12 protein-coding genes are annotated in these 20,759 nt (G+C 64.8%); 5 read left to right on the plus strand and 7 right to left on the minus strand.

Going from position 1 to position 20,759, the window contains the following annotated elements:
• The 3 genes from Aau02nite_RS44165 to Aau02nite_RS44175 all read right to left on the minus strand — a co-directional run.
• Positions 1-1,556, minus strand: a 1,556-nt coding sequence (locus tag Aau02nite_RS44165) for an AAA family ATPase (protein WP_212994682.1), incomplete at its 3' end; no start/stop codon positions are given.
• 13 nt (positions 1,557-1,569) lie between these two features.
• Entirely contained in the window at positions 1,570-1,719 is a 150-nt protein-coding gene (locus tag Aau02nite_RS44170) for a hypothetical protein (RefSeq protein ID WP_212994683.1), read from the minus strand.
• A 2-nt stretch (positions 1,720-1,721) separates the two neighbouring features.
• Positions 1,722-2,912, minus strand: a complete 1,191-nt coding sequence (locus Aau02nite_RS44175; protein WP_212994684.1) for a hypothetical protein — start codon at positions 2,910-2,912, stop codon at positions 1,722-1,724.
• A gap of 1,055 nt (positions 2,913-3,967) precedes the next feature.
• Between Aau02nite_RS44175 and Aau02nite_RS44180 the strand changes: the two genes are divergently transcribed.
• From Aau02nite_RS44180 to Aau02nite_RS44195, 4 genes are all read left to right on the plus strand, one after another.
• Entirely contained in the window at positions 3,968-5,377 is a 1,410-nt protein-coding gene (locus tag Aau02nite_RS44180; RefSeq protein WP_212994685.1) for a hypothetical protein, read from the plus strand.
• Between the two features lies 1 nt (position 5,378).
• Positions 5,379-6,179 carry an LVIVD repeat-containing protein gene (locus Aau02nite_RS44185; RefSeq protein WP_212994686.1) on the plus strand — a complete coding sequence of 267 codons (801 nt, stop codon included), beginning with the start codon at positions 5,379-5,381 and terminating at the stop codon, positions 6,177-6,179.
• 11 nt (positions 6,180-6,190) lie between these two features.
• Positions 6,191-8,125 carry a WD40 repeat domain-containing protein gene (locus Aau02nite_RS44190; protein ID WP_212994687.1) on the plus strand — a complete coding sequence of 645 codons (1,935 nt, stop codon included), beginning with the start codon at positions 6,191-6,193 and terminating at the stop codon, positions 8,123-8,125.
• Positions 8,126-8,190: 65 nt separating this feature from the next.
• Positions 8,191-8,976, plus strand: coding sequence for an HNH endonuclease (locus tag Aau02nite_RS44195; protein WP_212994688.1), 786 nt, complete (start codon positions 8,191-8,193; stop codon positions 8,974-8,976).
• Between the two features lie 112 nt (positions 8,977-9,088).
• Here Aau02nite_RS44195 and Aau02nite_RS44200 read toward each other — a convergent pair whose 3' ends face one another.
• The 4 genes from Aau02nite_RS44200 to Aau02nite_RS44210 all read right to left on the minus strand — a co-directional run bounded on the left by Aau02nite_RS44200 (position 9,089) and on the right by Aau02nite_RS44210 (position 18,949).
• Positions 9,089-12,925 carry an NB-ARC domain-containing protein gene (locus Aau02nite_RS44200; RefSeq protein WP_212994689.1) on the minus strand — a complete coding sequence of 1,279 codons (3,837 nt, stop codon included), beginning with the start codon at positions 12,923-12,925 and terminating at the stop codon, positions 9,089-9,091.
• Positions 12,926-14,187: 1,262 nt separating this feature from the next.
• Positions 14,188-17,904, minus strand: coding sequence for a DUF4365 domain-containing protein (locus Aau02nite_RS44205; RefSeq protein WP_212994690.1), 3,717 nt, complete (start codon positions 17,902-17,904; stop codon positions 14,188-14,190).
• Positions 17,905-18,420: 516 nt separating this feature from the next.
• The gene (locus tag Aau02nite_RS48170) at positions 18,421-18,747 is read right to left on the minus strand and encodes a DUF7669 domain-containing protein (RefSeq protein WP_438841236.1); all 327 of its coding nucleotides are present in this window, start codon (positions 18,745-18,747) and stop codon (positions 18,421-18,423) included.
• Positions 18,737-18,949: a hypothetical protein gene (locus Aau02nite_RS44210; RefSeq protein WP_246595903.1), complete on the minus strand. Its 213-nt coding sequence runs from the start codon at positions 18,947-18,949 to the stop codon at positions 18,737-18,739. The genes Aau02nite_RS48170 and Aau02nite_RS44210 overlap by 11 nt, the downstream gene beginning before the upstream one ends.
• 407 nt (positions 18,950-19,356) lie before the next feature.
• Between Aau02nite_RS44210 and Aau02nite_RS44215 the strand changes: the two genes are divergently transcribed.
• Positions 19,357-20,433 (plus strand): hypothetical protein, encoded by a 1,077-nt coding sequence (locus Aau02nite_RS44215; protein WP_212994691.1) that lies wholly within the window; start codon positions 19,357-19,359, stop codon positions 20,431-20,433.
• The last annotated feature ends 326 nt before the right edge of the window (positions 20,434-20,759 follow it).

Consider the following 20,759-nt stretch of genomic DNA (forward strand, 5'->3'; position numbering starts at 1 on the left):
TTCGATGTCTCCATCAAACCCGGTGCGGAACAGACGTTCTCTTCGCCAAGTACCTCACCTTCGCCGGGGGCAACCTGGGATCGAACCAAGAGATCCACCAGATACGGGCGGCGCAGCAGACGCTTGCTCCGGGGATGACGCAGGAGGGGCGCCAACGAGGGGAAGGCTGCGTTGACCTCGTCCACCTCGGGGTCGGATAGTTCGTCGAGCAAGATGTGGGTCTTGAGACGGTCCCCGAGTCGCACGGTTAACGGCCCGGCCGCATCCGCACGGCTCGTAATAACAACCGTCCATGGCGGCGAGCCCGTGCCAGCGGTCGGCGCGGCATCGAGAAGTGACTCCAAGAGCCGACCCGCATCCGTCAGCGCGTGTTCAGCTCCGTCAATAAGCAGGACCCGGGGGCCGCTTGTTGGTGCGGCGCCCAGCACCGTCTTGAGGAGGGAGACGCCCAACTCTTGCTGGACGGTGGCCAGCGTGTCGCCGCTGCGGGTCGAGAGGCTGATGGCAACGACCGTCGCGGAGTCATCTAGATCTTGGACCGCCCGCCGGGAAAGAACAGACTTGCCGACGCCGGCCGTACCAGACACGAGCACGATGCCGCCGCGCTGGATGGCCTTACCAAGTTCGCGAGCCGGGGTCGCTCGCTCGAGCCGTAAGCGTCCGCCCATCTGATCAACGGTGCGGGCGAGCTCCTGGCGCGAGGCGTCGAGCACGCGCCCCAGTTCAATCCGGTGGCGCGGGTCCGCCGTCAAGGGGATGCCGCGGGCGTTGAGCGCGGCTCGGAGCATCGGAGCGTCGATGACACCCGCGTTCGGCCCCCAGGCCTCAGCCAGCGTCCGCAGCTCCGAGAACACGACGTGCGCCTTTGGGCCACGCGGCGGAAGGATTGGAATTAGCCGGCTCTGGGCCTCTAGCACGTCACGGCCGTTGTCGCCGACCTCGAATATCCAGACGTGCAGGTACTTGAGGAGTTCATACGTCAGCTCGTCTAGCTGGTCGTCCGTCAAGGTCTCGCCGCGCACCTTGATCGCTCCGGCCACGGCGACCCTGAAGTGCTCATAACGCGTCCGGACCTCCCCGGCAGTAGCACCCACGACGAGAACGCCTCGGAACGTCGCGCCCGTCGCGTGAGCCCGGGCGATCTCCGTCAGTCTCTGCAGCTGCTCCAGTGGTCCACGCGGACCGGAGGCGCCGAAGCCCAGCCTCAGACGCCCCGAGGCGAGCGCCTCCCGCTCCTGCCGCAGCGTGTCGATGCACTGGCCGAGCGCGTCAACGAAGGCGTCGTTTGACGCAACCGGGGACGCCGTCCGCTTGATCTGAAAGTCGATGCCGTTCTCGGCGGTGCCGGTGTCCGAGCGCAGCACGAGATCATCAAGCGTGTTCCCGGCCACGCGCCGCTGGAGCGCCACGGTGGCGAGGGGCGCCGTAAGTCCCGGCAACAGATCGCCCGTCAATAGGCGAGCGAGCGCGACGGCGCCGAGGGTGTACTCCTCGATCGTGCCGGCGCCGCCTGTGGCTTCGGGCGATACCTGATTCTGCGGAGGTTGCGTACTCACGGCCTCGGTTTCCTCATCGCCGCCACACCTCCGGGATCTCGACCTTGGGCATCAGGCCGAGCTGACTCCACCCCGGCGACGATGCGTCGACCAGCCAACCAGCCGAGCAGCTGATTACGCCATCCCGGTCCTCGTCGGTCAGCTTCGTGAATGGCCAAGCCATGCTTACACCTCGCGGGGAAAAGGATCGCCTATTGGCCAGGGGTCGCCGAGGCCGAACCAGTCGGCCTGAGTGCGAGGCGGCTCGACGAACTCTAGCCAACCGTCGGCGCCGACGAGGGAGCGCCGCCACAGCGGCAGCGCTTCCACAGCGTGGTCCGGATCCGGGTGTTCCCAGATCGTATGCTGCTGATTGCCGACGAACGCGGGGTGGAGCTGCTTGACAACGAGCACAGCAGATACCCCGCGGTGCTCCCAGCGGTCGCCTGCGTACCAGTAGCCGTTGGGTTCGCGGATATACGCCTGCGACTCGGTGCCATCCAACGCGGTGGTGATCTGCAACATCTCGGTCCCGTAGAGGACGTTGCGTACGTCGTGGTCGTCCAATGACATGCTGCTCGAAGCGACCGCCACGATGAACGGCACGCCGAGCGGACCGTACGCCGCTCCCTTATCGCTCAGAGCGCCGCGAATGCCGTCCTCGTCGTTGATTCGACCCCCGCCCCTGCCGAAGACACCGAGCGGGCGGGCGCCCACCCTGCCACGTGCCTCGGGAGATTTGGGGATGGCCCAGAACTTGATGATCCAACCCCCGTCGCTCTCGGCCTCCTCGTAGCGGTGGGACGGGAGGTCGTCTCGGCGCCCGCCCAGTGTGTAATTTTCGGGGTCGAGCCCGCTCAGCCACCTCTCCAGGCGGCCGCGCAACGGCTTAGCTCGCAACGAGCCAGGACCTTGCCTCACAACCTCGATCCAGAGAAAGAAGTTAGGGCTGTCCAACCTGTCGATTGACTCGTACACCACATTTACCCGCGCCTCCGCGCCCACGGAGACGTTGCTGGCGGATGCCGAGCGCGCCTCGACATAGACCGACCGTCCGTCTCTCTCGGCTAGAAAGTCCGGCCGTCGGGTCGTCCCTTCCAACACCGGGTGACACGTCACCGAATAGCCCATCCGGAGCAGGCACTCGTGTAGGTACAACTCGAAGAAGGCCCCCATGAACTGCCTGTTATCCTTCGACCTCATCCGGCCCCTCACGTCGGCCTGGGCGTCTGGGCACAGGCGACTAAACCACTCCTCGATCAAGTCGCGAACCTGGTCCCAATAGGTCCCCGAGACGCGGTCCAAGAACGTGAATTGCCCGTCTCCGTGCCCGGCCGGCGACGGGTCGGTCCGGGTGATCGCAGAGAAGATGGCCATCAGGACATCACAACCCAGCGACGGACCTCGGCTAGTTCCGACACGCCGCAGGCGGGATCCGCTGATCCGTAGTGGTCCGGCACTTCCTGAACGCTCTACGGAGCACTCCGGCCACCGAGGAGCCGTCAGCTGGCGCCCGAACACTCGACAGAGCACTCCACCGCCAACAGAGGTCAGGGGAGCAGACGCAGTAAAGAGGTCACGCTGTACGGCGCTGCTGAGCTGTATAGACGCGCTCTTCGACGCTGTTCAGCGCTGTTCGTAGAGCGCTTCTGTGTGAACGCAGCCCGGCCAAACCCTTGACCAGCAGAAACACGGCTTTGACCTACTCAGCGGCCGTCGCCCGGCGCTACCGAACGCTGTTCGGCGCTGTCCGACGCTGCCGATTTCAACCCCGCCTGCTCCCCTCTGAGTCTTCTTCATGGTGTCTCGATGGCCTGTCCGCAATCCCTCGACAGCGTGACTCGCCGCTCTGAGCAAATCCGGCATTTCCAGCCGAACCAAGACCTGCCCATCCACCTTCCGGGGGACTTGACGTGGAGCCGCTGAGGACCCAAGAAGAAGACTCCTCTGATCGTCGGTTCTGGGAGCAGCGCCGCACCACCCACCCCGAACAGCCCGACTTCATCGTGGCGGTGCTCCCACCATCGCTGGGGAGGGCCTCTGAACAGGGTAAACACCATGGCTTGCGAGGAGCCGCTTGCGCCCCACCGCCGGCACCTCGGTCGAGCGTAGCGACGTGACCGGGTCAGCGCCGTGCTCCCACCGCGCCCCATGAGCCAGGACCCGAGGTCATGCGAACGGATGACTACGCCAGGCCCAATCAAGAAACCGAGTGGCGGCCGCCTGCCCAGGTGAGATGAGCCTGGCTGCACATCGCAGCGCACCGGCGAAGCCGCCAGAGCCAAGCTGAACTTGCACTGGTCCAGGCCAGCCTCGTCCGTCGCCCTCTGAACGATTCCTCGGCGAGCAGGGCAACCCGGAAGGGATCGTTCGTTCGGAGGCCTAACTGTCGCGACTCGGCCGCCAACTTAGGCCAATATGGCCCCTGATCGATGGCGTACGGCGTCGTAACCCGGCCGGACGATCCGTTTCTCGACCACAATTCTGTCTTCAGTGGAGCCGTCATCGCGTGCCACGATCGACCCGTGGGGAGTCCGGATAAACGTGCCCAGCGGCTCGTGATCGGCGGCGCCGCGGCGCTCGTGTTCCTGGTGGCGACCGTCCTGTTCGTAGTTCTCAAGGTCACTGAGGGCGACACCAGTCGCGCCGATCAGCTCGCCAGCGTGATCAGCATGATCATCGGAGCGGCCAGCCTGCTGGTCGCCGTCGTAAGCGGCATCGCCAGCCTGCGATCGTCCAGCCCGGCCGAACCGAGGATGACGCCGGAGCAAATCTTCGCGGCGGAGCTGAGTGACCTGATCGCCCGGTCCGGGAAGCCCACTCAGCGCGATCTCAAGGCAGAGCTGGCGGCCTATCCCGGTGTCGCGTCCGGCGCGCCGAAGAAGCTGAGTGACATCCTGAAGGGAACACATCGGCCCGACGCTGTGCTGGCCGCCGCGATCGTGGACATCTGCCTGAGGCGAGCGCGTGCGGCCTCGATCGGACTGCCGGAGCCACGTCAGAGGCCCGAGTACTGGACACAGCGATACGACGAGTTATTCGCCGCGCCGCCGTCCGGGCGCCGGAACTACGGGCTGGCAGCGGCCGGAGTCGTCTTGGTCGGGGTCATCGTCGTACCGGTCGCCGTGGTGCTGCTGGACGACGACGGTCCGCGACCGGAGGCCACACCGGGCGCCGCCGCCTCGCCGGCAGCGTTCGACGGCACGGACCCGATCACGACTTCGGCCGTCGAGGTGCCCGACGTCTGCACCGGCGGCTACCTGATCACCAAGCCGGTGGCCGATGTCGGTGCCATACCCGAGGGACGGGATCCGCAGGACTGGGTCGCCTGGTCGGCGGAGCAGGGCATGCCGACGGCAAGTCGGTCACGGATCCAGTTCACGGTACGGGGGCGGTCCAACGCGGCGATCACGCTCACCCGGGTCCGAGTGACGGCGATCGACCGATCCGTTCCGCTGGCCGCGCCGTGGCTGCATGTCGGATGCGGTGGTGAGCGGGCGCTCCGGTGGTTCAACGCCGACCTGGACGCCGATCCCCCGCGGGTCACCACGGACTACGACCGGGATGCCGCCAACGACGACGACCCGCCGGAAAGGCGGACGCCGATCAGGTTCCCCTACACGGTTTCGCTGGAGGATCCGGAAAGTTTCGAGGTGTCGGCATACACCGTTGACTGCGACTGCGTCTGGCAGATCGAGCTGGACTGGAACTCCGGCGAGCATCACGGGACGCACATGGTCGGCGACGCGGGCAAGCCTGCCCGGTTTCGCACAGTCGGGCGCTCACGCGCCACGTCCGAGTGTCTGAACTCGCTGACGTCCTGCACTCCGATGGAGCGCTGACATGACCGGCGAGCAAACCCAAGGACAGAACGAGAATCAGAAATTGCGGCGGTACATCGTCAGCGCCGTCGCCGTGGTGCTCCTGGCCGTGGTCGCGGCTGTCGTCACCATCATCGCCCTGCGCGGCGGCTCCGAACCGCCGGACAAAATCGACGCCGCCGCGTTCGCCGATCAGATGTCCGCGGAGGCGGACCGGGTCCGGCACACCGACCCTCAGCGTTCCCTGCGTCTGCGGATCGCCGCCGAACAGCTCGACCCGCATCAGCGGCGGCGGGCCGCGCTGGCACACGCCCTCGTCACACCCCAACCAGTCAGCAGCGTCAAAGCAGGTGAGGGCTATATCAGCACGATGGCGCTCGCGCCGGACGGCCGTACCGTGCTGGTCGGCGGCACCCGTACGGAGTTGTGGAACATCGCCGACCCGGCAACCCCGGTGAAGGTGTCCAGCCTCCCGGCCGCTGTCGGCGAGGTGAGCGGCGCAGTCTTCGTCGACGACGGCGCGCTGGTGCTGGCCGCCGAGAAGACGCTGACGTACTGGGATGTGCGGAACCCGGCCAAGCCGCGTCGCATCGCCACCATGTTCGAGGGCCCGGAACGGCTCGGCCCGGTGGCGGCGACCGCAGACGGCGATCGGGCCGTGGTCGTGTCCGGCCAAAGCGCGGTGGTGCTGGACATACGGCGGCCGGACGCCGCGGCCAAACTGGCGACGCTGCCCGCCCGGAAAGCATCTACAGCGTCGCGATCGGCCCGGACCGGCGGACCGTCTACGTCGGGCACTGGGGATTGGAGGACTCCCAGGTAACGGTCTGGGACGTGCCCGCGGGCAAGCCGTCCGCCGCCGTCTCGCAGATCGTCCTGGACGGCTACGCCGGGGAGATCAGCCTGACCCCGGACGGCCGTCGTGCCATCGTCGGCGACGACGCACACGCCGAGATCTGGGACTTCACCGATCGCGCAACGCCGGTACGGGTCGGCACCCTCGGCGACCACACCGGCCAAGTCGGCACCGCGGCGATCAGCGACGACACCAAGACCGCTCTGACAGCCACCGGGGACTCGGCGATCCTGTGGGATCTCGCCGAGCCGTCCCGGCCCCGCTACATCGCCGCGCTGCCCGGCAAGGGCGCGGTGATCTACGCCGCGGTGATGAACCGCGATGCGACGGTGGCAGCGACCGGGCTGCGCGACGGCGAGCTGACGGTGTGGGATCTGGCGTCCACGCGGATGCTGCGGACCGGTGACCTGCGGCCGGTGGCGAGCGGCGGTGCCGGCATCACCGAGGACGGCGAGGGCGACCGCTCGGAGGGCCCCGACGTGACGCTGTCCCCGGACGGCCGCCGCGCCGCCACGATCCTGAACGTGAAAGGGCCGCTCGTGCTCTGGGACACCAGTGCGCCGCGCGCGGTGAAACGGCTAGCGCGGCTGCCGGAAGCCGCCCACCGCGCCCAGTTCAGCGGCGACGGCACGATGCTGCTGACCGGCGCGGCCGACGGAGGCGGCGCCCTGCTGTGGGTCGTCCGCAATGCCCGCAAGCCCCGGCGGCTGGCCTCGCTGCCCGCCAAGGGAGACCTGACCACCTCCGCGATGAACATCGACCGAGCCCTCGCCGTCACGGGCAGCAACGAGGGGGTGGTGACGTTGTGGAACATCGCCGACCGGACGTCGCCGCGCAAGCTGGCCGACATAGGCGAGCTGGGTGACGGGGTGCTGGCCGTCTCGCTCAGCACGGACGCGACGAAACTGCTCGTGGCCGATCGGTACGACACCGTCACCCACTGGGACGTCAGCGAGCCGGCCAAACCGAAGAAACTCGCCGTGCTGCCGGGACACACCGGCAGCTCCCTCAGCGTGTCCTACGGACCCGACGCTCGTACCGCCATCACCACCGATGGTCATGGTGGCGCGTACCAATGGGATCTTGACGCCGTGCCAAGCCCCGCCGCCGAGCTCACCGCACGCAGGATCGTCCAGCTCAACCCCGACGAGCAGCCGGCGTTGTGGCAGGAACGCATCGCCGGAGGCCAGGTCGCCGCGTTCGGCGGGCACGGCGCCGCCGCGACGCTTTGGCTGCCGACCGAGCAGGGGCTGACGTGGCTCACCCAAGTCCCGATCCCCGGCCATTCCGGCTGGCGGACCGGGTGGACGCAGGACGGCCGCACCGTGGCCATCGTGAGCCACCCGGTCCGGAATCTGACGCTCTGGAGCCTGGCCGCGCTGGACGACGTGATGAAGGATCCGCTGCCGCGAGCGTGCGCGCTGGCCGGTGGCGGCCTGACCGCACAGCAGTGGCCCGCCTACGCCGAGTCGCTCGGGCACCGCGCGACCTGCCCGGAGACGGTCGCGCCGGTGACAGCCCCGGAACAGTCGCTGGTGGGTATCTGGCAGGCGTATGGCCACCGGCTCGAGGTGCGAGCGGATCTCACCGGAACCCGCCGATGGATCGAGGGCCCCTGCTTCATCCCGGACGGGCAGGCGTGCCTGGGTGTCGCCTCCGTGAGCTTCACAAAGAGCCAGCGCGGCCTGGTCGGCACAATGAGCCCGGCCGTCTTCCAGGGCGAACAGGACGGCAAGACGGTGGCCGGATACGAGCCCAATACGATCACCTCACGCGCCGGGTATGAGTTCGTCATCCACCGTGCCGACCTGGACGTAATTGAGGTGCAGAACGTGCAACCGAAGGCCGGCGAGTACGGGTTCTTCCTGTGCGGCACCCTGGCCCCCGAGTCATGGCGGAAACTCTGCGCATAATGACCGCTGGCCTCAGGCGTGCGCTCCGTTGTCGCTGGGCTCGCCGGTACGCGAGAATGCACTGCGTGGCGACCTTCTTGCTCACCTGGAATCCGGACGGTCCGGGATGGCCTGATCCCGATCACGAAGCGGCCGTCGAGGCTGCCTCGGCAGGTCAGAGTCAACTCAGGCGTTGGAGTGTGGCCCTACGCAAGTCTGGCATCGCGATCGGGGACCGAGCTTTTCTCGTACGGCAACGTCGCCAAAGGGGCATCGTCGCAAGCGGACATTTCTCGCATACAATCTACGAGGACAAGCATTGGGATGGGTCTGGCCGCCTGACGACCTACGCCGACATCGAATTCGACCAGGTGCTGGCCCTGAACGACCGCCTGCCGGTCGAGGTACTCAAGAACAAGGTGCCAGCAATCACCTGGGACCGCCTACAGGGGTCCGGTGTTTCCGTCGCCCAGCCCCACGATCAGGAACTTGAAGAGCTATGGCAGGCGCATGTTGGCGATACGCCCTACGCCAATCCTGAGGAACTCCCAGAAAATTCGTACAGCGAGGGTGATGTCGCCCGTGTACTGGTCAATCGGTATGAGCGTGACCGGAACGCGCGCGCTGCCTGCATCCGCCACCACGGCCTCTCCTGCCTCGTCTGCGGCTTCAACTACCAGAAGATGTACGGGCCGGTGGGCCGCGACTTCATCCACGTGCATCACGTCCGCGAACTATCAACGCTCGGACCGGGATACCAGGTAAATCCGAAACGCGACCTGGTGCCGCTGTGCGCCAACTGTCACGCGATGGTTCACCGGCAACGTCCAGCTCTCACGCCGTCGCAACTCAAACGCAGACTTCGCAGCTGAGCGGAAACCCCTATGACCAGGCGTATGACCCCTCCTGCCGCCGAGTAGGGGTCAGTCAGCTCCTGGACGCTCGATCGAGCACTCCGGTCATGAGGACGAGGTCACGGGAGCCTCATTCCGGTGCCGGCCCGATCCGACTGCCTTCCAGCCGCGTTGATACGGGCCGAAGGTCGGCGGCATCCGCCAGCGCCTCGCGGCACAACCCAAACAAATAGACGCCCCGGCCACCGACCGCAACGATGGCAGGTCCGCTCGAGTGCTCGATCCAGGCGCAGGCCTGGAGTGCGCCCTCCACCCGCTGCATCGCCACTCGGCGCCAGGTCTGAGTGGCCCAAACGATCAGCGCACCGGACCCGGTCACGGCGCACAGATGTTCCGCGTCGGCCGAGTATGCCAGGGCGGTCGGGTATCCCTCGTCGGGCCGCAGGTCGGCGACGGTGACCTGAGTGTTGTCTTCGGCCGACCAAATTCGGATGCTCAGGTCGCTGCGGTAAGTGACGGTGGTGCCATGCATGACCGCGACCGCCCAGGCTGTCGGCTGATAGTAATAGAACCGCATCTCTGGTTCCACGAAACGGCCGATTGAGCGCCACATCTCGGTCTTCCATATCCGGACCGAACCGTCGGTGTGCAGGGTGGCGGCATACCGGCCATCAGGGGAGGCGATCACCCGGGTCCGCCAACTTTTCGGGCCGAGCAGGCGGACAAGCTGGTCGTTACCCCACCGCACGACCGCGTTGAAGGTTCCACCGATGTTGAAGCGGCGTATGAGAACCTGCATGGGTCGTAGCGCCCACAGCCGGTCGAACGGGACCCGCAACCGGCGGGAACCGAAGAACCCATTGGCCGCTCGCCGAAGTAGATCACGGACCGGATGCAGGCTGGTCGCGTCGTCCCATGCGCGTCCGTGCTGTGCCGGAATCAGTCGTCCAGTGACTGTGTCCAGCGCCCCGAACTGTTCCAACATGCCCGCGTCGTGCATCCGCACTAACTGGTCCATCCCTGCGGAAAGCACCCGGTCGTCTGAGCTCCATGCCACCGATGTCGCCCCGAAGAACGGAATAGTCACTGTGGAGTGCAGCGCACTGAGGCCCACGTCCCACATCTCCAGCCGGTTGGTCCTGGCCACGACTAGCTGTCCGGCATCCCGGCCAGCCAACAGTGCTCCAATGGCGTCGTCGTCCGAGCCATGGGTCAGCACCCGCGGGGACTGGCCGGCTACATCCCATATGGTCAGCCCTTCGGAGCTCCCCACGGCGAACCAGGATGAGTCCGTGGCGACGACCAGCGTCTCCGCGGGACGCCCCGGCTCTGTGCCACTGACCGCCGCCGGCGCGTCTAGGTCCCAAACCCGGACGTCCTCGCTGTCGCGGGATAGCAGTGTGCCGTCGGCACGGATGGCACAGTCCAGCACCGCCTCGCTGTGTCGCAGCAGTCGCCGGACCATCCTGCCGGTCGACACGTCCCAGATCTGGACCTCGCCGCTGCGGGTCCCGGCGGCCAGTTGCGAGCCGTTCGGGTGTATTGCGGAACAGGTCAACTCCTCGGAGGCAGATTGCCAGGCGGATCGGAGCGCCCAACTATCGGTGGTCCACCGGGTGATGACGTGCCGCTCCACGATGGCCAGCCAAGAGCCGTCCGGCGCGGTCATCACTGCGACCGCGGGAGTCAAGCGGCGGAACACGTGCACCGGCTTGCCGGTCCGTACATCCCAGACCCAGACCGTGCAGTCGGGTCCGGCGGTTACCAAACGATTCGGTCCGGCCGCGACGGCGAGCGTGACCCTATCGGTGTGCCCGGTGAGGATTCGGGCGGGACGGTTGTCGTGGTACCAGATCCGCGCGGTGCGGTCGTCGCTCACGCTGCCCAGCCAGGAACCGTCGGGTCCGGCAACCAGCGCGTTGATACCGCTGCGGTGTCCACGCACGAGCCGGCTCCGGGCTGGGTCACCAGTATTCCAAGCTCGGATGGTGTCATCGTTCATGGCGGTGGCTAGCCACTCTCCATTCGGCGCGGCAACAGCCAGGTGCGCCTGACGCCGGTGACTGGTGAAGAGGGTCGTCTGCCGCCCGGTGCCGGTGTCCCAGGCCTGCATGTTCCGGTTGGACGACTCGGTGGCCACCCAGGAGCCGTCTGGTGCAAAGACCACCGGCCAGATCGCATCGTCGGACTCGGCCAGTGTTACCGTCGGCTCGCCGGTATCGATGTGCCTTAGTACGACGTCCCTGCTCTCGGCGCGCTCGGCGAGCAGGGATCGCCCGTCCGGTGACCAGGGCGGCGAATTATTGTAACTCCATGTGCTGGCTCGCATCACCCGCCGCAGCGCGGGGTCGGGCAGATCGGGCAGCGGCCAAAGCGGGACGAGCCAGCGCGCCTCAGGCAGCCGATCCGGATCGATTCTGACATCGGCAGACGCGTGCTGTGTGCCCCACGGTTCGCGGCCGAGGAAGATGTCGACCACGGCTTCCTGAGGGTCGGTCGGAGCCAGCAAGTGACCGTGCCGGTCGAGCTGATCCGCCAAACGGCGGCCAGCCGGCAGAGGGTTGCCCGTTAAGTCGTCGGAGAGCGCGGCTGCGCCGAACATCTGAAGCTTTCTTAACGCCCACCGCGGGTCGGTCACGATCAGATCGAATTCCTCGGCTCGCCCTGCAGCGGTCATGTGATATCGCAGGTGCTGCCATATGTAGGTCAGCTCAGCAGGCACCAGCCACCATGGCGGCGGGGAACCTTCTGCGGCGACCAGTGAGGCAGCGACGGCGTCGAGAAGCTCTTCGTTGGCCACTTGGAGTCCTACCTTGCCGCAGCGTAACCGCAGGAAACCCCGGACTACGTCGTGCAGGCGCAGGCTACGGTCACCCTCGCGGTACGATTCCACGAGGGAAAGCCCGGCGAGCGTCCGGCAGAGCCGCACAGTGTCGTCGCCTGTCAAGCCACCGGTGCGGCGCCACAGCCAGGCCACCAGTTGCTCCGGTATCTCGGTATCCTCGGCGAACAATCCCAGCTCGGCGAAGCGCTCGCTGTCATGCGGTGGAAGGGCCTCCAGGCTGGCCTCAATCGTGCGCCCCGCAGTCCGGCGATCCGAGCTGGCCCCGTCCAGTGCGGTCGGCCCGTCGCGGTCTAGCAGATCGACGGTCCGGCGTCCCACGACGGTCGGATCGTCGCCCCGGGCCACCGCCTGTCGGAGTAGGCCGTTACAGATGGCCAGCAGCAACGGCCATCGGCCGGTCCGCTCTCGTAGCTGGTCGGTGACATCGGCTGGCAAGCCGGCCACTCCGGCGGTCAACAGGTCGTACGACTCGCCGTCCTGCATGGCACCGACGTCCACCCGAATCGCGTCGCCCAGTATCAGATCCGGCATCCGGGTGGTGACCAACCGGGCGCACCGGCGTCCTCCATACCGGAAGTGCCTGTACTGCTCGGCGGTCCAAACGTCGTCGATCACAAGCAGCATCGGCTCGTGCTTGTCCAGCGCGTCGCCGAGGTGCTGTGCGGCCTGCTCGGACGATGCGTACCCGGGCCGTAGACCGGTGACCCGTTCGCTGATGTCGTTGAGCTTCGCGGCCAACGCCGCGCCTGCCAAGTCCTGGCCGAGGACCACGGTCAAGGTCTCCGGGTAGCGGCGCCGGACATCCGGATGCTGCGCCGCCATCCAGGCCAGCGTGGTCTTGCCGAAGCCGCCACCGCCGGTGATCGCCACCAACGGTCCGCTCCGGCGGCTACCGCCGGTCAGAGCCCGGACGATCTCGCCAAGAGGTTCGGGTCTTGCCACCATCGGACCGCTCGACTCAGGAAACGCGGCGACCGCACGAAAAGCGGCCTTGGCGCGGCCTCCTCGGCCGGCCCGAGCGGCCTCGATCGCCGCCCAGGCCACAACCGCCACCACCAGGGTCACGATCAACCACCAACTGTGGCGCGAACCGGAAGTGAACACGTTCACCAGCCCGCCCACCAGCGCCCCCGTGATCACACTCGCGGCAGCGGTCAGTGCATGTCCCCACCCTGACCGTCCCACTCGCGATCTCCTCGCTCAGACCCCTGGCTCCTTGCAGTCAAGCCAACTCAACGCGATCGGTCAATCACGCCTGGACTTGTCCGTCCCGCGGCGACAGTGGACGCTCGCGGCGGCGATCCAAAAATCGTGACACTACGGTCGCGCGGCCTGTGACCGCACCCCTTTGCCCGCCCCCTTGTCAATGAGCGGTCACAGCATCGCCAGCAGCAGCGATGACCGCTCCTACCATCGGGTAGCCGTCACCCAGCGCGTGAACACCGACAGAGCACTCCGGTCATGCAGGAGGAGGTCCGGGGAGCAAACGTAGTAAGGAGTTCACGCCGTTCGGCGCTGCTCAGCGGCCAGAACGTGCTCTTCAGCGCTGTTCGGCGCCGTTCGTGGAGCACTCCTGTGTGAACGTAGTTCAGCTATGGCTTTGACCAGGAATAATGTAGATCGTCCCTGCTCAGTCACGGTCGCCTTACGCTGCTGAACGCCGCCCGGCGCTGTTCGACGCTGCTGATTTCAACCCCGCCTGCTCCCCGTCCGATAACCGGTTTTGGGAGCAGCGCCGCTCCGCCCACCCCGGACAGCCCGATTTCGTCGTGGCAGTGCTCCCCACCATTGCTGGCTACGGCCTCTGAACAGCGCAAACGCCATGGACGGCGAGGAGCAGGCTGCTCCCCTCTCCGCCATCACCTCAGCCGAGCCCACGACCTGGTCGAGGCAGCGCCGCGCTTCCGACGCGCTCCCCATGGGCCAGGACGCCAAGGTCACGCAAAGCGGACGATCCGACTACGCCGAAGCGCCACTCTTACAAGTAGCCAATGTGAGTACACGTCTGATGCCTGCCAGGGAGCACATTAAAAGTCAGAAGAAATGGGCAAATCACGAATCCCGAGCAACTTCTATAGCATCGTCTTTGCTGAGTTGTGACCAGTCCCGGAGCAGCATCAATCAGGTGCGGGCACAGAATATCCCGACACTGCGGCTACGAACCGGCTTGAGCCGGCGGTCGAAGGTACTCTTCCCGGCCAGCATGCCAAATCCGTTACCCACTCGCGCGCACGAAGTAATCGAATAGCTCGGCCGCCGGGTGGGAGAAGAACGTGAAGGAACGCGGTGAGCAGCGGCGAGTCCAGGTTCTGGCGTGGCTCATACGCCGTTACTCGGAAAGGCTCAGTGACCGTGGTGGACGACGGCAACCTGCTGAATTACATTCAGCCGTTTGGCATATCGAAGTGCGATAGGAGTTCTTGAATTAGACCTTCAAGATTGGCGACGCCCACGGCCCTCGCCATAGCACTAACAGCTGCAGGCGCCTGCAAGATGGGATCGGGCAGGTCAAAGGTGTTGGCCACCTTACGGGCCCTTTTGAGGCCTTCAACCACGACGTCGATACTCCAGCCTGCCCCATACCCGATAAGCGAAATATTTGCGAGCATTTTGCTCGCCACCTCGACCGGCATGAACGCCTTCGCAGCTCCAATCATCGCCGCGAACTGCCAGTCCCCTAGCGCGCTTACATTATTTTCACGAACTTTGTCGTAGAGGGATATCAAGTCACGCATTGGAGTTACTTGCCACGACCACCAGGACGGACGGGTCAGGACCAGTCCGCTAGCATTCGGAAGCCAATCATCGCGCTCGGCAAGCCAGAGAAGATCCTCGAGGTGCAGCGCGACATCCACAATCATCTGTAGCGCGAGCTCCCTATTGAACAACGCGGTCCGTTCAATAATGCTGTCGATGCGTTCACCAACTATGCCTGGGGACAATTCGCGGTCCCGTAAACAGTCAATAAGCGCCGTGGTGCCGAAACAATTCACGCCAAAATGTCGAGCTACACGCCTGACACCAAGGTCGTCACTCCACAGCGGGAGATCTTGGTCATGCGCGAGCTGGATCGACTCGGCCCATACGGCAATTCGCGAACTATCGCCGAGATCATCGAAGAGGCTGAGTTCTTGGACTGTTCGAGCAACTACCCTTTCGCATAAATTTTCGATCTCCTGGATCTTATTCAATTGCCGCAAATATTCCGCGTCGCCAAGTTCCCAGAGTGCCATCGAATTCGTGGCCGGATTCCAGCCGACGGTTCCCGGGCTGGCAGCAAGACCACGAATGTCTAGAGCCGAACTATATATGTCACTCAGAGCGCTTGCAGGCAAGTTCATCGCGATGAAGGAGCCCTCCAGGGAGGCTTCCGAGCTCAGCCCGCTCAGAACCAACAGAGTGGTCGTGTCGATGACCACTTGCTTACCCAACGACTCGCCAGCGACTTCTATTTCCACGCCATGTTCATCATCGGCGACCGCTCCAGCAACAAGCGGGCCTAGGGTTCGTTGAACGAGCAGCGTCGCGTAACTTGTTCCCCGCAATGCCGCTACGAATCCTTGCGGAAGTAGTCCGTCACGGGCGGCCGAAAGCAAGTCGTCAAATTGCTCTCTCCCATCGGCGGCTTGTCGGGCCATTTCGGCCATACGTGCAATCTGCTGCTCGGGATCTCCGCGGATAACCGTGACGCCTGTCGCATCACCCGACTCATTTACCAACCTGTCCAGCGCAGCAAAGGCCTGCCTGTGCAATTCTCCTGGAACGGGATTCTGAGCGAGGCGGCGCCGTTCTTCGAAGTCGTCGCCTTCTTCGTCGTCAATCTGATCCGCTTCAGCTGAATCGTCCGCTTGGGCAACGCCGTAGGTCTTGGTTATTATCTGGGTGAGCAAGGCAGTCGAAATGCGGGGGTCATTGAAGCGGCGCGCCAGCGCGAGGGCCTCCGACGCAATTGACTCGTTCCAAGGCACTGCGACGTTTGCTTTGAGCCATAGTTCTGCTTCCTCTATTGACTGAACCGTCGGCCTATATTCCGCGACCGTGTTGGCAGCCCGGGGAAGCCGGCCTTGGTTTATCTGCACAAGAACAACGCGCCAAATTTCCGCCGAAGAGGGACGATGCAGCGACAAGACAGTAGCAAGGTGCTTCTCTGCATCGTGCCAGTCCCCGCGATCGGCAGCCTTTGCCCCGAGATAGGTAAGCAATCGGATACGTTCAGCCGTGAATCCGCTGTTCACAGCCACGGCCTCGAGCGCGGCTGCCTCGGCAGCATTGTTCCTAGCCTCAATCAAGCATTGAGCCCGCTTGAATAGCAAATAGGGCTCTCGACTGTGAAGGAATAGACTTGCGCAGTCGTCCGCAGCCTCCGCAAACCTGCCAGCCGCCATCAGTCGCGAGATAAGAAATTCGGCCGCAGTTTGGTGCCGACGAGCGACGCTTCTCAACTCAGGAATGGCCGCATCGAGATCAACTCGCGCTGTGACCAGCGCCCGCACCAGATCAACGTAAGCGCTTGGTATGATGGAAGCCGCGACGAGTGGCGCCAAAGTTTCGCTCTCGTCCCGGCCGAGGGAAGCAAGTTCGACGGAGGCCGCCACTATTGCATTGTAATCGCTTTCAGTCGAGGCCCGCTCGAGTTCAGCTGACCAAAGCGACTCGGCTTCTTGCTCGGTCAGGTTTAGAATGCCTACCCGTAGCCTGACGATGCGATCTTCCGAAGTATCGCCGAGGCTTGCCGCCAACTCTCCGAGCAAGTCAGCGCGGCCAGCGCCCCATGCTCCTAGCACGGCGTTGCGGCGGACTTCAGGATTTGTGGCCTCATCCGCCGATGCTGACCCTTCGGGCGAGGCTAGGCAGGCAGATAGCATTCTTTCGAAATGTCCGCTCAGTGCATATGACCGCACGAGCGTAAGCAGTACCGGAATAGTTGGTCCAGACCAAGCTCTTCGCTGGGTAAGCGCTAGCTCCAACAGGGAGGACGCATCGTCCAAGTCCCTAGGTTGACGCTTACGGGTACTGGACCTGCGCAATAGCTTGTCGGCATATAGCACCATGACCGATGAATCATCGGGGGCCGCATCGTGCGCCATGCGTGCGTGTCGGCACGCCAAGTCGGGGTCGTCAGATCGTGTCGCCTGCTCACTAAGGAAGCTTTGGACCAGCGTGTTGCCACGGACCTCCTCGCTGTCCGCCAGCAAGGCTGGATCAACACGGAACGGACCAGCGTCACCAACCGGGTGCTCAACTAGAGCTCTAGCGACAAAAGTGGTGAGGTTTCCAGTTCCCGCGCTCTCAACTTCATCCACCAAAGCGCGGGCCCGCTCCCGATTTGATCCCAGGACGTTTATGGCCGCAGAAGCCAACAATTTCTGACGCTGGCCCGGAACGGTAGCCGCTGCCCTTTCCAGCGCATCTGCACTTAGGCCGCCCAGGTCATGCTCCGCGGCGTACGAGGAGATCGCCTTCCAGCTCGTCTCCGCTTGCCGCTGTATCCAAATAGGTTCGTTTACGATCAGAGACTCGACAATGGCCTCAGGGTTGTTTTTCCCCTCAGCCAGGTGAAGCGCCAAGACAGCGATGTCTTCGTGACTCGACGAGGGGTGATCTCTGAGCTTCTTGGACACGGAAGGTGGTAACTGCGTCAGGGCAAATTCGTATTGTTGTACCGCGCGAGACTGAATCCCGCTCGCCAGGTGCGTCCACTCGGAGTCAGCATCCATGATCTCCTGATCTCGTGGAACGTAGACCTTAAAATCTTTACCCGTCGGAGTTGCCGTCCAGCTCGAAATCACCTGCCAATAAGCCTTGCGATGATCCAGGTCGACGAGGGCAACAATGACGGGGAGAGCGTGGTTAAGCCAGAGCCTTGCCTTCTTAGCATCGAATCGAAAGACCCAGCCATCATTGACGGGCTCGCGAAAGTAGCTGGGACCCGCTTTAATCTGCACAGCAATGAGGCGCCCCGTCCCGACTTCATTGGGGGCTTTCTCGACGTGCGCGTCGATACCTTGATCGCTGGTCGGTTGCTCACGGAAGAACCACTCGATCCCCAACGCCGCGTCACTCACGATATTGACGCCACGGCGATTACTGAATTCGCTCATCCCTGTCCCAGGTCCAGATCTCATGACTAGCGTCCCGCACATCATACTCGTCGCCTAGAGCCGCCCAATCGGTGCAGAGTGGACTGCGCGTATCATGTCAACTCGCCCGAACGCGATGCGGTGATCGCTCTCGAGAATGTCCTTCGTATGATTGATCGCCGATGGCACCGTCGTCAGCCCGTTGGTACGAAACAGGCGCGTGGTGCTCACACCGATGGATGAGAGGCAGCCATCGGAACTACGGGTTGGCTTCGCACCTACCTTAAGCACCCGCGGGTGGCAATGGATCCGGCGCTTGCGGACGATCTCCCGGCGCTCGCAGACCTCCTGTTCGAGCGGGAGCCAACCCGGCGATGGCACCGATTCCTGCGCTGGCCCCGCTTCAGTTGATCCCGCTAATCTCGCTACAGATAGCTGCATTGCGACTCGAGGTCATGGGCTCGGACGTCGGCCCGCTGGCCCCCGCGCATCGTTCTGTCGCAGACAACGCTCGATGCCGGCGCCATGCGGGCCCGGTTACCCGCGCCGGTAGCGACCGTCCGACACGTGCGGCAAGTCGTCGTAGGTGCGAGCGTGGGTGTCGGGCGCGTTGGCGCACATCCGGCTGACGACATGGGTTCGTATTGTCGACTCCCCGAGGTTGCTTCTACGCCGGCGCAGCTCGTCTACGACGTCTTGAGGGCTGAACGAGCCGTCCGCGCCTCGGGCTTCGATGTCTGGCAGCGCAGCAAGAATCTGGTCTCTCGCGGTCATGGTTCTCATCCTGACCCCGGCGGAGCCGGCGAGAAGGGCCTTCGTCTGCCCCGGTCCGTGCGTCGACGGCGGCATGCCATCACTCGTCATACGTGCGCCAGGCACGCTCGAACTCGACTTCCGTGATCTCGAAGGTGCTCCAGCCCTCGTCTGAATCGTAGAGCCTGGCTTGGCCGAGACTTCCGTAGCGGTCCTCGCTGCGTCCCGGACCGTAACGAAGCAGGCGACCCACGTCGTACAGCTCAACCTGGCGGACGGGCCAGCCTTCGTCGTCGGTCTCGAAGTACCACACGGAGGGGCCCAGCTATCGAACTCGTCCCCGCGGGGCTCGTCCCAGCGGCGGCGATAGAAGTGGTTCGGCACAACGGAAGGATACGGCCGGACGGCACCCTCATTTGCCGCGATCCGGGCGGCTCCTTGGATCCGCCGATTACCCCCGTGAGCAACCGACGCGCGTCACCGGAGCGGCCTCATCGCAGTCCTCCCGACTGCGATGCGCTCCGGCCTCTGCACATTTGGCGTACCTAGCACTGCAATGGAACCCGTACACGAGCACCCGTTACCGTCGGCGCATACTCGACGTCGATCCTTCCGTCCACCGGTGAAACGGCCGGTCGCCTGCGTGAGCCAGCCCGAGCTAACCGTCGTACCGGTCAAGGGCAGCACAGGCGCGGCGTCCGACGAAAGAAAGACCAATCGATGGGTAACTGCGCGTTCTGCGGCTTCACCGGCAAACTCACCCAGGAGCACGTTCTGGGCGACTGGCTCTCGACCATCGGACTCGACCTGCGGCCCACCCCACACGTGACCGGGCCGCTCAACCGCATCGGGCGTGACCTTGGCGTCCGGCCCCCGTTCAGGCAAACCGTCGGCATCTGCGGGCCGTGCAACAACGGCTGGATGAGCCGCCTCGAAATCGTTGCCAAGCGCACACTGACACCGTTCATCCTTGGCAACGCTGGCCACCTCACCGCCGAGGACGCCGGCCCGGTGGCGGCGTGGCTGCAGAAGACCGCACTGACCGCGATGCTGGTGTCCTCGGAGAAAGAACGCGACGCTGGCTACGGCCTTCCGCCGTCGGAGTACCACCGTCTGTGGACCCTGCGCAACCAGAAGATGCCCCTGCCGACCAGCCAGTGTTGGATCGGCAGATATGCCGGGCAACGCCGGCTCGCTGCCACCTGGGTAACGCCGATTACGGTTGCCGTCGACGGTCTGCCCGAACCCGACGCGCCCCAGGGCTACACCACCACCATCGTGCTCGGCCAGCTCCTTCTGCACGCCGTTCAATTCACCACCGAAGCCCTTGCCTGCACGGCCACGACCCGCCAACAACTCCCGCAACTATGGCCGGCAACGACCCGGGTCGTCTGGCCGCAAGGCACCCCAGTCGACGACACCGCGTTTCTCGCCTTCGCCGGCGCCAAAGACCTGCGCTCCACAGAGCCATTCATCAGGCTCGGCCCGTGGATACCAGCCACCGAGCTCCCAGCCAGCCAGGCCGTCGGGGACATGGTCGAGTTACCCACGATCTGCGGCAAACACGTCGTGTTCTACCCCATGACGCTGGTCCGCGAGGCGATGCGCGGCCGGTTCTACGCGTTCGCCACGGCCTGTGAGTGCCGCACCGCGTACCTCATTCACACCGAACCCGACGGCGCCCACTGCAAGGCCGCCGACACCGTCGAGGCCGTCAGTGAGCTGTACGAAGCGCTCCCCGGCCAGGAAATCATGATCGGCGGCGAACCCGGCGAGTTCATTTGCAAGCGGCTGTAGCGCCGCCCGCACCTTGACCCGGGCCGCTCGACGGTCATCTCGACCTGCTGCCAATCAAGATCATCGGTGCCGCCGAGCACGGAGGCGGACCGGCACTGTCCAGCCGGCAAATCGCCAACCATGCTGAGCATCCAGAGAAGTCGTTGGATGTCGAGCGCTAGGGTTAATCGATCAATGTTGGACGGGTTCGACACCGGTATCATCCACGAGTTAGCGAGACCACTCCCGCCGCCGGCCCTCGGTAGAGCTCCCGGTCCGCTGACCGGCGGTTCTCGACCGCCCGACCCTGACCCGCGCCGCATCCGATTACCTCGCAGGCCAGTTCG

The sequence above is a fragment of the Actinoplanes auranticolor genome (genome assembly GCF_018332655.1).
Taxonomy (GTDB): Bacteria; Actinomycetota; Actinomycetes; order Mycobacteriales; family Micromonosporaceae; genus Actinoplanes; species Actinoplanes auranticolor.

What these genes read in the sequence shown, in the direction of transcription:
- Aau02nite_RS44205 (WP_212994690.1), bottom strand. Translation starts at nt 17,904, where the DNA reads ATGAGCGAATTCAGTAATCGCCGTGGCGTCAATATCGTGAGTGACGCG.
- Aau02nite_RS44175 (WP_212994684.1), bottom strand. Translation starts at nt 2,912, where the DNA reads ATGGCCATCTTCTCTGCGATCACCCGGACCGACCCGTCGCCGGCCGGG.
- Aau02nite_RS44180 (WP_212994685.1), top strand. Translation starts at nt 3,968, where the DNA reads ATGGCGTACGGCGTCGTAACCCGGCCGGACGATCCGTTTCTCGACCAC.
- Aau02nite_RS44185 (WP_212994686.1), top strand. Translation starts at nt 5,379, where the DNA reads ATGACCGGCGAGCAAACCCAAGGACAGAACGAGAATCAGAAATTGCGG.
- Aau02nite_RS44215 (WP_212994691.1), top strand. Translation starts at nt 19,357, where the DNA reads ATGGGTAACTGCGCGTTCTGCGGCTTCACCGGCAAACTCACCCAGGAG.
- Aau02nite_RS44170 (WP_212994683.1), bottom strand. Translation starts at nt 1,719, where the DNA reads ATGGCTTGGCCATTCACGAAGCTGACCGACGAGGACCGGGATGGCGTA.
- Aau02nite_RS48170 (WP_438841236.1), bottom strand. Translation starts at nt 18,747, where the DNA reads ATGACGAGTGATGGCATGCCGCCGTCGACGCACGGACCGGGGCAGACG.